Below are 15,244 nucleotides of genomic sequence, written 5' to 3'. Positions count from 1 at the left end.
CGCGATAGCGGTCCGTCAGGCAAAGAATGTGTTGGATGATAAATAGCCATCGCGAGCAGGCTCACTCCTACAGGGAGGATCAATGCGGCCGGAACTGACTCGGCGCCACGCCGCTCCAGCGCACAAAGGCATGGCGGAAACTGGCGGTCTCACTGAAGCCCAGCGTCTCGGCGATCCGATAGATCGGCAACTGATCCTCACACAACATCTGCTTGGCCCGCTCGAAACGCAATTCATCGAGCAGTTCCTGATAGCTGCTGCCCATGTCTTTCAGATGCCGGCGCAAGGTGCGCGGTGAACACTTCATCTGCTGCGCGAGCCCTTCGAGTCCCGGCGCGGCATTCAATTGCGCGCTGAGCAGCTGACGAATCCGCCCCAGCCAGGCCTGACGTCCGGTGAACTCCAGATTCTGCTTGCGGCAACGTTCGGCCATGGCCTGATGGGTAATAGCGTCGGCCAGCGGCAACGGCTGATCCAGCCAGTGGCGGTCGAAGGCGAAGGCGTTGTCCTTGGCCGAGAACTGCAGCGGCGAGTTGAAAGGTTCAGCATAACTTTCACGGTAATCCGGCGCGGCGTGCTCGAAACGCGTAGCGCGCAGTGGCAGCGCATGGCCGAGTAAGTCGTCGCAGATGACTTTCAGCGACACCAGACAAAATTCGGCATTGAACACCGCCATGGCCGGACTCTCGCGATAGTCGGCGGCGACGAACCATACCTGCTCGCCATCGTCTTCCAGGCTCAGTTCGAACAGCGTTCCCAACAGCGCCGGATAACGGATCGCCAGGCGCAAAGCGTCACCGAAGGTGGCACAGGTCAGCAGGGCGTAACCGAGCATGCCGTAACAGGAGACGTGCATGCGCCGGCCCAGTTCGAGGCCGATGTCACGCTTGAGCGCGACCGCGTTGGTGCAGACCTGCATCTCCTGATGGGTGGTGATGCGCGTGTCGGCCCGCTGCAGATCTGCCGCAACGATGCCGCTGCCAGCCAGCAACGCCTCGCTCGACAGGCCTTCGGCCTTGAAGGTGTTGAGGATCAGCGAGACCGCGTTGAGGGTGGTGAGGTGGGAGTGGAGCATAAGAAGTTCCCCGATCATGGATGGGGATACACCAGCAATTTATGTGCCGCTCAAGATAATTTGTAATGTCGAGATTATATTGGAAGTTAAACTTCCAATCTCTGACGAGAGATTTGCAAGTTGCAAGTTATGTTTTTAAAGTTGCCTTTAAGCCGTTGAGTAATCAGAGCAGGACATGGCCCATGACAATTCTAAATATTAAGCTGCGCTTGGTCTACTGTCAGAAATCACAGGTTTTTGGCGAATTGTTAACCGTTTGTCGAATATTTTTATTTATAGGTATTTTTTTTGACAGCTACATAAGTCGGGTCTAGTTTGCCAGTGGATGTCGCTAATTGTTTAGTGGATGTTGCGAGTTTTCAGTAAATATGAATTTTGACCAATGTGTCGATAAGGAGATTTAAATGAGCGGTTCACAAGCTAAAAAATATTCGCTGGAATTTTTCAAAGGCAGCAAGAAGGCGCTTCAAGGCCAGATTACTGTGAAGGTTGACGGTCACAAGCAAACGTTTCCCGTCATTCACGCCGAAGTTCGTGCTAATGATATTGTTTTCGACTTCGATATGAGCGGCGGAGATCCGGGCCGCAATAATATTATCGGCGTGGTAATCGGCAAAGCTTATTTGAATACGAAAGTGGAGTTTGTAGCGCACGGCGACCCTGTTTATTTGTTGTTTCAGGATTCTGTGCAAGAGTGGGTGGCGACAAAGGGCTGGATTCGAGTGGAGTGGCAAGAGGGCAGTAAAAAGATAGCTGGGTTGCTGGATAATGTTCAAGGCGATAGAGACGGTAACTCCAAACTCACCAGCGGAAAATTCGAAGTTACTTTAGATTAATTGTTTAAACCTTCCTGCATCAATTTTGCAGGAAGGTTTATTTATGATGAGAAGTGTATTGGACAGCGCTGGTCAGACCAGCTCTCCACACAGATCCAGCTCAACCAGTTGACGAACTTCCTGTGTGTTAAGCCCTGCGCCAAGCAGACCATGCAACTTGCCGAGCGCCGCTTCGCGGGTCATGCCCCCACCGGACAGTACGCCCACACCTCGCAAGCGGCTGCCCGCTTCGTACACATCAAGCTCAACGCCACCTTCATGACACTGCGTGACTGCAACCACGACTACGCCGTTATCCCGCGCGCGGCCAAGGCTGGCGAGGAATTGCGGGTTGTCGCTCGGCCCTGTGCCGCTGCCGTAGCACTCCAGCACCAGACCTTGAATGCCGCTGTCGAGCAGGCCGTCGAGCACCTCGGCGCTGATGCCCGGGAACAGTGGCAACACCGCTACCTTGGCCAGTTGCTTCGTCTGGTTGTAGTTCAACGACGCTGGAATCGAAGGCGCTTTCAGGCCACCGCCCTGACGCTCAAGTCGTTTGAACGGATGACGGCCAAAACTGCGCACTTTCGCGCAACGGGTCGGGGCCAGCAGTTCGCCGTGGAAGTACAGATGCACGCCGGGCGCCAGGCCTTGGCCGAGGGCAACCAGCGCGCCGCCGAGGTTTTCCCAGGCATCGCTGTCGGTCACGCCTGCCGGCAGCATCGAACCGGTGAAGCACACGCGGGCGTGCAGACCGAGCAATTGAAAACTCATCGCCGCGGCGCTGTACGCCAGCGTGTCGGTGCCGTGCAGGATCAGCACGCTGTCGCAGCCTTTTACGTCAATGGCATCGACCACCGCTTCGCGCAGTTGCTGCCAGTAGGCCGGGGTCATGTTGGCGCTGTCGATCAGCGGCGACATCTCGCGAAATTGCCACTGTGGCACCACCAGCTCAGGCTGGCTGTGCAGGTAGTCACGCATCCGCGCTTCGAAACCGGACGCCGGGGCCAGGCCGTGGGCGCTGGCCTGCATGCCGATGGTGCCACCGGTGTAGAGCACCATGACGTGTTGGGCGGCGGGATAGGAATGGGCAATCATCTGAGGTCTCCACAAGAGATGACATTGTAGGAGTGAGCCTGCTCGCGATAGCAGTCTTTCAGCCAACATAAATGTTGAATGATCAATCGCTATCGCGAGCAGGCTCACTCCTACAAGTTATTGCATCACAATAACTGACGGGCGCAGCGGATGCGCCCGTCATTCACCTGTCAGCGTTGCGCTGCAGGTACGCCTTGCGGCGCAGTTTCAGTCTGGCCCGCAGCGGCTGGCGGGTTGACTGGCCAAGCGTTGCGATCCAGATCCAGATCGGCAAATTTGCTGGAGTCAAATACTGGCTGTTTGACGCCGGCGCGGCGCTGTTCGTCGTAGTCGCGCATCACGCGCAGGCCGACCTTGAACAGCATGGCCAGGGCCACCAGGTTGACGAAGGCCAGGCAGGTCATGGTGATGTCGGCGAAGGCGAACACGGTCGACAGGTCCTGCATCGAACCCCAGACCACCAACGCCAGCACCAGGCCACGGAACAGCATCAGCAGGGCGCGGTTGCGGCTGAGGAACTGCAGGCTGTTTTCGCCCAGGTAGTAGTTGTAGAGGATGCAAGTGAAGACAAACAGCGACAGCGCGACGCTGACGAACATGCGACCCCAGTCACCGACTACGGCAGCCAGCGAGTTCTGGGTCAGGACGATGCCGTCACCTTCGAAGCCCGGCGTATAGAAGCCCGACAGCAGGATCAGCAGCGCGGTGCAGGTGCAGATCACGAAGGTATCGAGGAACACGCTGAAAGCCTGAACCACGCCCTGTGCACCCGGGTGCTTTACGGCGGCCACAGCGGCGACGTTCGGCGCACTGCCCAGACCCGCTTCGTTGGCGAACACGCCACGCTTCACGCCCATGACGATGGCGCTGCCGAGCAGGCCCCCAAAGGCCGGATCGAGGCCGAAGGCGCTCTTGAAGATGGTTTCCAGCATGGCCGGCACGTGTTCGATCTGCGTGCCGATCACATAAAGGGTCACGCCGATATAGGCCAGGGTCTTGATCGGTACCAGCAGGTCGGAGACCGAAGCGATGCGCTTGATCCCGCCGATGAAAGTGATGGCCAGCAGCACCGCGAGGACGATCCCGGTGTGGCGCGGGTCGAAGTCAAAGGCGTTCTGCAGCGAGTGGGTCACGGTATAGGACTGCAGGCCAATGAAGGCGAAGCCGTAAGTGACCAACAGCAGAATCGAGAAGACCACCGCCATGCCTTTGAGCTTGAGCCCATGCTGGATGTAGTAGGCCGGGCCGCCACGGTACAGGCCGTCGCCATCGGCGCGCTTGTAGACCTGGGCCAGGGTGCACTCGAAGAAGCTGCTGGACATGCCGACCAGTGCGGTCACCCACATCCAGAACACCGCACCCGGACCACCGAGGGTCACGGCGATGCCGACACCGGCGATGTTGCCTGCACCGACGCGGCCGGCGAGGCTGAGCATCAAGGCCTGGAACGAGCTGAGTTGCCCGGCGCTGCCTTTGAGGCTGTCGCGGAACACCGCGAACATGTGGAAGAAGTGACGCAGTTGAACGAAACGCGAGCGAATCGTGAAGTAGCTACCGAGCCCGACAATGAGCACGATCAGTACTTTCCCTGAGAGGAAGTCGTTGATGACTTCGAGCATGGATTTTTCCTCGCTGTTTTTTGTGGGTGCAAATGCTGGATCGGAGAAACATCGTGTTACACCGGTCTGCGCGCGGCACGACGGGTGAGGCGAAGGTTTCGTCCCGGATCCATATCGCGGGTTTTGTTATTAGTTCGGGTTTCGCATGGGTAATGGCCTCGTTACCGACGACCGCTCACGCGAAGAGGGGCGGCACTATACCGATCAGTGGCGCGCCCGTCTGCACGGTAGTGGTGCAAGCGACGAAACGAAGCGTTGAAACACCCGGCATTACCGGCGCCGGGCTTTTGTAGGAGTGAGCCTGCTCGCGATGCAGGCGCTGCGGTTCTAATGGCACACCGCGTCATCGTTCATCGCGAGCGGGCTCACTCCCACAGAAGACGTTTGTCCTTCAAACAGTTAAAAAAAAGGGCTCGGGGACAAAATCCCCAAGCCCTCAAAAGGTGAGAGGTGTCTAGTCCCTCGACCTGGTGAGCGGTGCTGCAAGTTTGCGTCGGCTCAGGCTTTGAGCGGAACCAGACGCGGAGCGATCATGTTTTCCGGGCGCAGGATGTCGGCGAGCATGGCTTCGTCGAGCAGACCTTCTTCGCGCACCAGTTCCAGCACGCCACGGCCGCTTTCAAGGGCGATACGGGCGATGCGGGTGGCGTTCTTGTAGCCGATGTACGGGTTCAGTGCGGTGACCAGACCGATCGAGTGCTCGACCAGTTCACGGCAGCGCGCTTCGTTGGCGGTGATGCCGACGATGCAGTGCTCGCGCAGCATGTCCATGGCGCGTTGCAGCAGGCGGATCGAGTCGAGGATCTTGAAGGCGATCAGCGGCTCCATCACGTTCAGCTGCAACTGGCCGCCTTCGGCCGCCATGGTCAGCGCCAGATCGTTACCGATGACCTGGAACGCCACCTGGTTCACGGCCTCCGGGATCACCGGGTTGACCTTGCCGGGCATGATCGAGCTGCCTGGCTGACGCGCCGGCAGGTTGATTTCATTGATGCCGGTGCGTGGGCCGCTGGACAACAGGCGCAGGTCGTTGCAGATCTTCGACAGCTTGACCGCAGTGCGCTTGAGCATGCCGGAGAACAGCACGAACGCGCCCATGTCGGAGGTTGCTTCGATCAGGTCGGCGGCCGGTACCAGCGGTTGACCGCTGATCAGTGCCAGACGCTGTACCGCCAGTGCCTGGTAGCGCGGGTCGGCGTTGATGCCGGTGCCGATCGCGGTGCCGCCCAGGTTGACCTCGGTCAGCAGTTCCGGGGCCAGCGTCTTCAGGCGGGCGAGGTCTTCGCCCATGGTGGTGGCGAACGCGCGGAATTCCTGGCCGAGGGTCATCGGCACGGCATCTTGCAGCTGGGTACGGCCCATTTTCAGGACGTGGTCGAACTCTTTGCCCTTGGCCGCGAAGGCCTGAATCAGGCTGTCGAGACTGGCCAGCAGCGCGTCGTGACCGAGCAGCAGACCCAGACGGATCGCCGTCGGGTAGGCGTCGTTGGTCGACTGCGCCATGTTCACGTCATCGTTCGGATGCAGGTACTGGTATTCGCCTTTCTCGTGGCCCATCGCTTCCAGAGCAATGTTGGCGATCACTTCGTTGGCGTTCATGTTGGTGGACGTGCCGGCGCCACCCTGAATCATGTCGACCACGAACTCTTCGTGGTAATCGCCGCGGATCAATCGGGCACAGGCTTCGCTGATGGCAGCGTGCTTGGCTTCGCTCAGGTGACCCAGCTCGCGGTTGGCGTCAGCGGCGGCCTGTTTGACCATCGCCAGGCCCACAACCAGTTTCGGGTAATGCGAAATCGGAACGCCCGAGAGGCGGAAGTTGTTCACCGCTCGCAGGGTCTGGATGCCGTAATACGCATGGGCCGGTACTTCGAGGGCGCCAAGCAGGTCGGTTTCTGTGCGGAAAGATGCAGCGGAGGACATGATAGAAATCATCTCGATAAGGACCCGGTCTGTGCCGGAACGCTGCGAATGCTAGGCTTGTGGGGATTTTTGGGCCAATGCTGTTCAGCACTGCCCTATGCACATTCGGCATAATGCCCATGTGACGCCGTCTGTGCGGCAGACGTGTGACCTGTTTTGGTGCGTGTCCGGGAGGACGTGATGAATCTGGAAAGCAAATGGCTCGAGGACTTCAGTGCCCTGGCCGCTACCCGCAGCTTCTCGCAGGCGGCCGAACGGCGCTTCGTGACCCAACCGGCGTTCAGTCGGCGGATTCGCAGCCTCGAAGCCGCATTGGGGCTGACCCTGGTCAATCGTTCGCGCACGCCGGTCGAACTGACGGCGGCGGGGCAGTTGTTTCTGGTGACCGCGCGCACCGTGGTCGAACAGCTCGGTGAAGTGCTGCGCCACCTGCATCATCTGGAAGGCGGGCAGGGCGAGGTGATGCAAGTCGCAGCGGCGCACTCGCTGGCCCTGGGCTTTTTTCCGCGCTGGATCGCCCAGTTGCGCAACGAAGGGCTGAACATTGCCACGCGGCTGGTGGCGACCAACGTTGGTGATGCCGTGCATGCGCTGCGCGAAGGTGGCTGCGATCTGATGCTGGCGTTCTACGACCCGGATTCGGCGATGCAGATGGACCCGGAAATCTTCCCCTCGCTGCACTTGGGCCAGACCGAGATGCTGCCGGTGTGCGCGGCGGATCTGGATGGCAAGCCATTGTTCGATCTGGAAGGTGAGGCGAGCGTGCCGTTGCTGGCTTACAGCGCCGGGGCGTTTCTCGGCCGTTCGGTCAACGGCCTGCTACGCCAGCGCCAGCTGCGCTTCACCACGATCTACGAAACCGCCATGGCCGACAGCCTGAAGAGCATGGCGCTGGAAGGCCTGGGTATCGCCTGGGTGCCGCAACTGAGCGTACGCGCCGAACTGGCGCGCGGCGAACTGGTGGTCTGTGGCGGCCCGCAATGGCATGTGCCGCTGGAGATCCGCCTGTACCGCTGCGCCCTGGTGCGCAAGGCCAACGTGCGGTTGCTGTGGCGCAAGCTTGAAGGCGGCGCTGCACAGTCTTCCTGACCCTACGCGGACCCTTTGTAGGAGTGAGCCTGCTCGCGATAGCGTCTGCACATTCAACGATGATGTGACTGACACACCGCCATCGCGAGCAGGCTCACTCCTACAGGGATTTGTGGTGTTGCGGCGCTGACCTTCAGGTCAATAAAACCGGGCCTTTCGCTCATTTGACAGATGGTCGTTTCGGGGGCTGTTTATTGCTTTCTTTGCGGTATACTGCGCGGCCTTCGGCCGGCACGTCCGGCCATTTTTCGCACAATCAAGCCACGCAACCTGCGTGGCTTGTTGTTTTATGACGCGCCTGCGGGCGCTCCAGAGAGAAGAGGCGCGACGATGAGTGCACTGGTTGGCGTGATCATGGGCTCCAAGTCCGATTGGTCCACCCTTAGCCACACCGCCGATATGCTGGAAAAGCTCGGCATCCCGTACGAGGTCAAGGTGGTCTCCGCCCACCGCACCCCGGATCTGCTGTTCCAGTACGCCGAAGAGGCTGAAAGCCGCGGCATCGAGGTGATCATCGCCGGTGCCGGTGGCGCAGCCCACCTGCCAGGCATGTGTGCGGCCAAGACCCACCTGCCGGTGCTGGGCGTGCCGGTGCAGTCGGCCATGCTCTCGGGCGTCGATTCGCTGCTGTCGATCGTGCAGATGCCCGCCGGCATTCCGGTCGCCACCCTGGCTATCGGCAAGGCCGGCGCGATCAACGCCGCGCTGCTCTCGGCGAGCATCCTCGGCGCCAAGCACCCGCAGTTCCACGCGGTACTGAAAACCTTCCGTGCCGAGCAGACAGACAGCGTCCTGGACAATCCAGACCCACGTATTGCCTGAGGTTGTTGAGATGAAGATCGGTGTAATCGGTGGCGGCCAGTTGGGTCGCATGTTGGCTCTGGCGGGCACTCCGCTGGGGATGAACTTCGCTTTTCTCGACCCTGCGCCGGACGCTTGCGCCGCTGCGTTGGGCGAACACCTGCGGGCCGATTACGGCGATCAGGATCATCTGCGCCAACTGGCCGATGAAGTCGATCTGGTGACCTTCGAATTCGAAAGCGTGCCGGCGGAAACCGTGGCGTTTCTCTCGCAATTCGTGCCGGTGTACCCGAGCGCCGAAGCCCTGCGCATCGCCCGCGATCGCTGGTTCGAAAAAAGCATGTTCAAGGACCTCGGCATTCCGACCCCGGCCTTCGCCGACATCCAGTCGCAAGCCGATCTGGAAGCCGCCGTCGCTTCCATCGGCCTGCCGGCCGTGCTGAAAACCCGCACCCTGGGTTACGACGGCAAGGGCCAGAAAGTCCTGCGCAAGCCGGAAGACGTTGCGGGTACTTTCGCCGAACTGGGTAGCGTTGCCTGCCTGCTGGAAGGCTTCGTGCCGTTCACCGGCGAAGTGTCGCTGATCGCCGTGCGTGCTCGCGATGGTGAAACGAAGTTCTATCCACTGGTGCACAACACCCACGACAGCGGCATCCTCAAGCTGTCCGTCGCCAGCACCGATCACCCGTTGCAGGCGCTGGCGGAAGATTATTCCAGCCGTGTGCTCAAGCACCTCGACTACGTCGGCGTGATGGCTTTCGAGTTCTTTGAAGTCGACGGTGGCCTGAAAGCCAACGAAATCGCCCCGCGCGTGCACAACTCCGGGCACTGGACCACCGAAGGCGCCGAGTGCAGCCAGTTCGAAAACCACCTGCGCGCCGTGGCCGGCCTGCCACTGGGTTCGACCGCCAAGGTCGGCGAGAGCGCGATGCTCAACTTCATCGGCGTGGTACCGCCGGTTGAGAAAGTCATCGCCATCGAAGACTGCCATCTGCATCACTACGGCAAGGCCTTCAAGGCCGGACGCAAGGTCGGCCACGCCAACCTGCGTTGCGCCGACATGGCCACGCTACAGGCGCAGATCATCAAGGTCGAAGCGCTGATCGCCGAGTAAAAACGGTTTCATGTGGCAGCGGCGGAACCATTCAAGGGCCGCCGTTCTCTCATGGCAGGATGCCAAAGTCTGTCTAGGCTTTCGCATATCTACCAAATCAGAGGGAAATGCCATGGGAATTATCGGAACCATCTTTATCGGCTTGATCGTCGGCCTGCTGGCTCGGTTCCTGAAACCGGGCGATGACAGCATGGGCTGGATCATGACCATCCTGCTCGGTATCGGCGGTTCGCTGGCGGCCACCTACGGCGGCCAGGCTCTGGGCATCTATCAGGCGGGCGAGGGCGCGGGATTCCTCGGCGCACTGGTCGGCGCTGTCGTGTTGCTGGTGATCTACGGTCTGATCAAAAAGAACTGATCGAAAGCGACAAAGCACTCTCGGCCATCGCGGCCGGGAGGGCTAGAATGCGCGGCGACTCACCGTTCATTCCCTTGCCTGCCGAGCACCTTCATGCGCCGTCTTCTGTTGACTCTCCTTTTGCTGGGCAGCTATCTCGCCCACGCCGGCGAACTGCCGGAAACCGACTGGCTGGAACTGATGCCCAAGTCGGACCAGAAGGCCCTCGAGGCCATGCCTGAAATCGACCACAACTCCCCCGAGGCCACTGGCACCTTCACCGAGAAGGGCGGTATGAAGCAGGCCAAAGGTCTGCCGGCGGTGATGTATTCGACGAAAACCGTGGCGTCGATGAACGACAAGCACATCCGCCTCGGTGGCTACCCGGTGCCGCTGGAATCCGATGCCAAGGGCCGCAGCACGTTGTTCTTCCTCGTGCCGTATCCGGGCGCCTGCATCCACGTGCCGCCACCGCCGCCGAATCAACTGGTGCTGGTGCGTTATCCGAAAGGCTTGAAGCTGGACGACATCTATACACCGCTCTGGGTGACCGGCACGCTGAAAATCGAAAAGGTCAGTAATGACCTGGCGGATGCGGCCTATGCGCTGGAAGCGGATAAGGTGCGGGTGGTGGAGGAGGCTGACCTTTAAAGCAAAAGATCGCAGCCTTCGGCAGCTCCTACATGGGATTGATGTACGCCCTGTAGGAGCTGCCGAAGGCTGCGATCTTTTGATCTTAAAGTGGTTTGCTGGCGACGCTGACGCCCATGGTGTGGCTCGCACCCGGCGCCAGGCTCACGATGTCATCCATCACATTCGCCGTCTCGATGCACAGCATGCGCTGCCAGCCATCGTTGTCCATGTCGGGCAATGCGGCAGCTCGGTCGATCCACGGGTTCCAGATCACCGCCGTCCGCGAGCCTGTAGCCGTCAGCACGATGCGTCGTTCCCAGGTCGGATCAACGATGCTCAGCTGTGGCGGAGCGTCAAGGTAGATGCGGTCGGTCTCGCCACTGAAATGCAGATCGCCACTCTGGCTGGCCGTGTTCCAGTCATCCAGGGTCTCGATGTAATTCAGCCCGGCCACGCCGTCGACATGCACAGTGCGCACGTCACTCACGGCGAAATACGTGTGCAGCGCCTGACTCAATGTGACGGTGTCAGTACCACGGTTATGGCTGGTCAGGCTGTAGTGCAATTGATCCGCCAGATGCAGGGTCAGGGTCAGATCGACCTCGTGCGCCCAGCCCGGCAGGCCTCCTTCCGGGTAGGGCAGCTTGAACTCGACCTTGATGCCGTCAGCCTCTGATTCGATGTTGCCCAACTCCCAGTCCATCGCCCGCACCAGACCGTGCGCGGGGGCCGGTTGTTCGCCGGTATACATGGCCTGCACGCTGTGCGGGTTGCGTTCGAACTTGCCGAACCACGGCCAGCACACCGGCACACCGGCGCGGATGCTCTTGCCGGTCTTGAACTCGGCCTTGTCGTTGAGCCAGATGATCGGCGGCTGGCCGTCGATCTGATAACTGAGGATGTGCGCGCCTTGCTGGGCCACCAGCACTTCGGCCTTGCCGTGGCGGATGCGCCAGCAGTTCAGTTCATCCTGTTTGACGGCTTCAACGTTGGGCGTGTTCATGGGCAACTCTCGATCAGACACTGGGGACGACTATCGACCGCAAAACGGCCGCGAGGTTTAACGCGCGCGTGGCGGCACCGAGCGGGTGCGACCGCTGCCGTCGATGGCAACGAAGACGAAAACCGCTTCGGTAACCTTGCGCCATTCGCTGGACAGTGGGTCATCGCTCCACACTTCGACCATCATCTGGATCGAGCTGCGGCCGATTTCCAAGGTCTGGGTATAAAAGGACAACTGCGCGCCGACGGCGACCGGCACGAGAAACGCCATGCGGTCGATGGCGACGGTGGCGACGCGGCCACCGGCAACACGGCTGGCCATGGCGGTGCCGGCCAGATCCATTTGCGCGACCAGCCATCCGCCGAAAATATCGCCGAAGCCATTGGTTTCGCGCGGAAGTGCGGTGATTTGCAGGGCCAGGTCGCCCTGTGGGATCGGATCTTCTTGTTCGAGCTCTATCATGCCGAGGGGCCTCTGACCCGTGACTCTTCGTGGGTATTGCGGGTGGTAGCCGTCTTCAAGAAAAACGATTCAACACCGAACACACTGCGTTCGTCACGTTTTCCATCAGGCGCCTAAAGGGAAACTCTGCGAAAAAGGCTAAATCCCGAGCAAAGGACGGGCCAACAACGTTTTCGCACAGTAACCTCTTACAAATCCTGCGCAGGTGGCGAGTATATCGGTCGATAGACCCCGCGACGACCACCCGGTTCTGATTTCGACCGTCAATTACGCACCTCTATGTGCTTTTTCGAACAATTTGCTATGGTGCCGAACCTGTCCAAGCCACCGCCAGCGTTGTTGTGGCGACAGATTCGACTATAAGAGAAGCCCTTGCCATGACCACAGCGCCTTCGAGCCTCGCGCAGCCCGAGCAACCCGCACGACCGTTGACCCGCAATGACTACAAGACTCTGTCGCTGTCCGCCCTTGGCGGGGCGCTGGAGTTTTACGATTTCATCATCTTCGTTTTCTTCGCCACCGTGGTCGGCAAGCTGTTCTTCCCGGCCGACATGCCCGAGTGGCTGCGCTTGATGCAGACCTTCGGCATCTTTGCGGCCGGCTATCTGGCGCGGCCGCTGGGCGGCATCGTCATGGCGCACTTCGGCGACCTGCTGGGGCGCAAGAAAATGTTCACCCTGAGCATTTTCATGATGGCCGTACCGACGCTGATCATGGGCCTGCTGCCGACCTACGCGCAGATCGGCATCTGGGCGCCGATCCTGTTGCTGCTGATGCGGGTGATCCAGGGCGCCGCGATTGGCGGTGAGGTGCCGGGGGCGTGGGTCTTCGTTTCCGAACACGTACCGCAAAAGCATATCGGCTACGCCTGCGGCACCCTCACCAGCGGTCTGACTGCCGGCATCCTCCTTGGCTCGCTGGTCGCCACGGCGATCAACAGCATTTATACGCCCGTTGAAGTGTCGGATTACGCCTGGCGGATTCCGTTCCTGCTTGGCGGCGTGTTCGGCCTGTTCTCGGTGTATCTGCGCCGCTGGCTGCACGAAACCCCGGTATTCGCCGAACTGCAACTGCGCAAGGCACTGGCCGAAGAAGTGCCGCTGCGCGCGGTACTGCGTGACCACCGCGGCGCCATCGCCATCTCGATGCTGCTGACCTGGTTGCTGTCGGCAGGCGTCGTCGTGGTGATTCTGATGACCCCGACCGTGCTGCAAACGGTCTACCACTTCTCGCCAACCACCGCGCTGCAAGCCAACAGCCTGGCGATCGTCTTCCTCAGCCTCGGCTGCATCGGCGCCGGCGCACTGGCTGATCGCTTCGGCGCCGGTCGCGTATTCATGTTCGGTTGCCTGGGCCTGCTGATCAGCTCCTGGACCTTCTACCACAGCCTCGCCGACCACCCGAACTGGCTGTTCCCGCTGTACGCATTGACCGGTCTGCTGGTCGGCACGATTGGCGCGGTGCCGTACGTGATGGTCAAGGCGTTCCCTCCGGTGGTGCGATTCAGCGGGTTGTCGTTTTCGTACAACGTCGCTTACGCAGTTTTCGGTGGCTTGACGCCGATGGTGGTGAGCCTGCTGTTGAAGGAAAGCGCGATGGGGCCGGCTTACTACGTAGCGGTGTTGTGCGGGATGGGGATGGTGGTGGGAGCGTGGCTGTGGAAGAAGGGTCGCTGACCCGAGATATCCTCCAGCAATACCGACGTCTTCGCGAGCAGGCTCGCTCCCACAGTTGGAATGCATTTCAATTGTGGGAGCGAGCCTGCTCGCGAATGAGGCGCCACAAATCACTTAGCAATAACCGATGCTGGCCTTTCATCCAATTGTCATATTTCAGCCATAGAGTGTTCACATGGCCTGCCGATACTTGGCCCCGACTTAACACACCCTATCTGCTAGGAGTAAGGCATGAAACTGAAGCGTTTGATGGCGGCAATGACTTTTGTCGCTGCTGGCGTTGCGACTGCCAACGCGTTCGCCGCTGTTGACCCTGCTATCCCGAGCTACACCAAGACCACTGGTGTGTCGGGCAACCTGTCCAGCGTCGGTTCCGATACCCTGGCCAACCTCATGACCCTCTGGGCCGAGAACTACAAAAAAGAATACCCGAACGTCAACATCCAGATTCAGGCAGCAGGCTCGGCCACTGCACCACCTGCGCTGACCGAAGGCACCTCTAACCTGGGCCCGATGAGCCGCAAGATGAAGGACACCGAACTGGCGGCCTTCGAGCAGAAGTACGGCTACAAGCCCACTGCTATCCCGGTTGCCGTGGACGCCCTGGCGGTGTTCGTGCACAAGGACAACCCGATCCAGCACCTGACCATGGAACAGGTTGATGCGATCTTCTCGTCGACCCGCCTGTGCGGCGCCAAGGCCGACGTGAAAACCTGGGGCGATCTGGGCGTGACCGGCGACCTGGCCAACAAGCCAGTGCAATTGTTTGGCCGCAACTCGGTATCCGGCACCTACGGCTACTTCAAGGAAGAAGCCCTGTGCAAAGGCGACTACAAGCCGAACGTCAACGAGCAACCAGGTTCGGCGTCGGTAGTGCAGTCGATCAGCTCCTCGCTCAACGGCATCGGTTACTCGGGCATTGGTTACAAGACCGCCAGCGTGAAAACCGTACCTCTGGCCAAGAAAGGCAGCTCCGAGTTCATCGAAGACACCGAAGAAAACGCCCTGAACGGCAAGTATCCGCTGTCGCGCTTCCTCTACGTTTACGTCAACAAGGCCCCGAACAAGCCTCTGGCCCCGCTGGAAGCCGAGTTCGTGAAGCTGGTGCTGTCGAAACAGGGCCAGGAAGTGGTAGTGAAAGACGGCTACATCCCGCTGCCAGCCAAGGTTGCTGCCAAAGCTCTGGCTGACCTGGGTCTGCAGGAAGGCGGCGCGGTCGCCAAGAAATAACACTTTGGATCCGGGGGCAAAACCCGGACCTGCTGAAACCCTGTAGGAACTGACGAGGGAACCGAGGCTGCGATCTTTTGATCTGGCTTCTGATCGCAAGATCAAAAGATCGCAGCCTCGGTTCCCTCGACAGCTCCTGCACAGGTTTCACTACATCGAATTTTTCGATCCTCCTCCAGCATCCCGCTGGCGGCGGATTTGCTGCGTCACTGCACTGTCATCTTTCTGTCATACAGGATCGCTAGGGTGTGCGCATGAATGATCTGGCCAATTCCCCAATGACTACGTCTTCCCCTCCCAAGCGCATTGATTTCAATACGCCTGAGCTGCAACGCAAGCGTCGCATTCGCGCGCTCAAGGACCGCTTCA

The 15,244-nt window shown here is 60.1% G+C and carries 14 protein-coding genes; 8 read left to right on the top strand and 6 right to left on the bottom strand.

The window, feature by feature from the left end:
* Positions 1 to 79: 79 nt before the first annotated feature.
* Positions 80 to 1,075, bottom strand: coding sequence for an AraC family transcriptional regulator (locus LIS66_RS26700; RefSeq protein WP_065616391.1), 996 nt, complete (start codon positions 1,073 to 1,075; stop codon positions 80 to 82).
* 404 nt (positions 1,076 to 1,479) lie between these two features.
* Here LIS66_RS26700 and LIS66_RS26695 point away from each other — a divergent pair, with 404 nt between their 5' ends.
* Entirely contained in the window at positions 1,480 to 1,911 is a 432-nt protein-coding gene (locus LIS66_RS26695; RefSeq protein ID WP_227973323.1) for a hypothetical protein, read from the top strand.
* A gap of 72 nt (positions 1,912 to 1,983) precedes the next feature.
* Here LIS66_RS26695 and LIS66_RS26690 read toward each other — a convergent pair whose 3' ends face one another.
* The 3 genes from LIS66_RS26690 to aspA all read right to left on the bottom strand — a co-directional run bounded on the left by LIS66_RS26690 (position 1,984) and on the right by aspA (position 6,530).
* Entirely contained in the window at positions 1,984 to 2,988 is a 1,005-nt protein-coding gene (locus tag LIS66_RS26690) for an asparaginase (RefSeq protein ID WP_227973322.1), read from the bottom strand.
* 170 nt (positions 2,989 to 3,158) lie between these two features.
* Positions 3,159 to 4,607 carry an alanine/glycine:cation symporter family protein gene (locus tag LIS66_RS26685; RefSeq protein WP_042608066.1) on the bottom strand — a complete coding sequence of 483 codons (1,449 nt, stop codon included), beginning with the start codon at positions 4,605 to 4,607 and terminating at the stop codon, positions 3,159 to 3,161.
* 498 nt (positions 4,608 to 5,105) lie between these two features.
* Entirely contained in the window at positions 5,106 to 6,530 is a 1,425-nt protein-coding gene (aspA, locus tag LIS66_RS26680) for an aspartate ammonia-lyase (protein WP_016772472.1), read from the bottom strand.
* Positions 6,531 to 6,710: 180 nt separating this feature from the next.
* Here aspA and LIS66_RS26675 point away from each other — a divergent pair, with 180 nt between their 5' ends.
* The 5 genes from LIS66_RS26675 to LIS66_RS26655 all read left to right on the top strand — a co-directional run bounded on the left by LIS66_RS26675 (position 6,711) and on the right by LIS66_RS26655 (position 10,522).
* On the top strand, positions 6,711 to 7,619 hold the full coding sequence (locus tag LIS66_RS26675) for a LysR substrate-binding domain-containing protein (RefSeq protein WP_083353846.1): 909 nt from the start codon (positions 6,711 to 6,713) through the stop codon (positions 7,617 to 7,619).
* A gap of 330 nt (positions 7,620 to 7,949) precedes the next feature.
* A complete protein-coding gene (purE, locus tag LIS66_RS26670) occupies positions 7,950 to 8,441 on the top strand; it encodes a 5-(carboxyamino)imidazole ribonucleotide mutase (RefSeq protein WP_007920220.1) in 492 nt (163 codons plus the stop codon).
* Between the two features lie 10 nt (positions 8,442 to 8,451).
* Entirely contained in the window at positions 8,452 to 9,534 is a 1,083-nt protein-coding gene (locus LIS66_RS26665) for a 5-(carboxyamino)imidazole ribonucleotide synthase (protein ID WP_042608067.1), read from the top strand.
* A gap of 112 nt (positions 9,535 to 9,646) precedes the next feature.
* The gene (locus tag LIS66_RS26660) at positions 9,647 to 9,892 is read left to right on the top strand and encodes a GlsB/YeaQ/YmgE family stress response membrane protein (protein ID WP_016772475.1); all 246 of its coding nucleotides are present in this window, start codon (positions 9,647 to 9,649) and stop codon (positions 9,890 to 9,892) included.
* 93 nt (positions 9,893 to 9,985) lie between these two features.
* On the top strand, positions 9,986 to 10,522 hold the full coding sequence (locus LIS66_RS26655; RefSeq protein WP_042608068.1) for a DUF3299 domain-containing protein: 537 nt from the start codon (positions 9,986 to 9,988) through the stop codon (positions 10,520 to 10,522).
* A gap of 85 nt (positions 10,523 to 10,607) precedes the next feature.
* On the opposite strand, the gene LIS66_RS26650 is transcribed toward LIS66_RS26655, so the two are convergent.
* A complete protein-coding gene (locus LIS66_RS26650; protein ID WP_227973321.1) occupies positions 10,608 to 11,507 on the bottom strand; it encodes a D-hexose-6-phosphate mutarotase in 900 nt (299 codons plus the stop codon).
* 57 nt (positions 11,508 to 11,564) lie between these two features.
* Positions 11,565 to 11,969: an acyl-CoA thioesterase gene (locus tag LIS66_RS26645; protein WP_003229628.1), complete on the bottom strand. Its 405-nt coding sequence runs from the start codon at positions 11,967 to 11,969 to the stop codon at positions 11,565 to 11,567.
* 377 nt (positions 11,970 to 12,346) lie between these two features.
* On the opposite strand from LIS66_RS26645, the gene LIS66_RS26640 reads away from it, so the two are divergent.
* The gene (locus LIS66_RS26640; protein ID WP_227973320.1) at positions 12,347 to 13,645 is read left to right on the top strand and encodes an MFS transporter; all 1,299 of its coding nucleotides are present in this window, start codon (positions 12,347 to 12,349) and stop codon (positions 13,643 to 13,645) included.
* 231 nt (positions 13,646 to 13,876) lie between these two features.
* Positions 13,877 to 14,875 carry a phosphate ABC transporter substrate-binding protein PstS gene (locus LIS66_RS26635; RefSeq protein ID WP_042608073.1) on the top strand — a complete coding sequence of 333 codons (999 nt, stop codon included), beginning with the start codon at positions 13,877 to 13,879 and terminating at the stop codon, positions 14,873 to 14,875.
* The last annotated feature ends 369 nt before the right edge of the window (positions 14,876 to 15,244 follow it).

This window comes from Pseudomonas sp. HN2, from assembly GCF_020736465.1.
In the GTDB taxonomy this organism is placed as follows: Bacteria; Pseudomonadota; Gammaproteobacteria; order Pseudomonadales; family Pseudomonadaceae; genus Aquipseudomonas; species Aquipseudomonas moraviensis_A.
The sequence above is the reverse complement of the archived record's forward strand: the minus strand, read 5'-3'. Positions and strand labels throughout refer to the sequence as shown.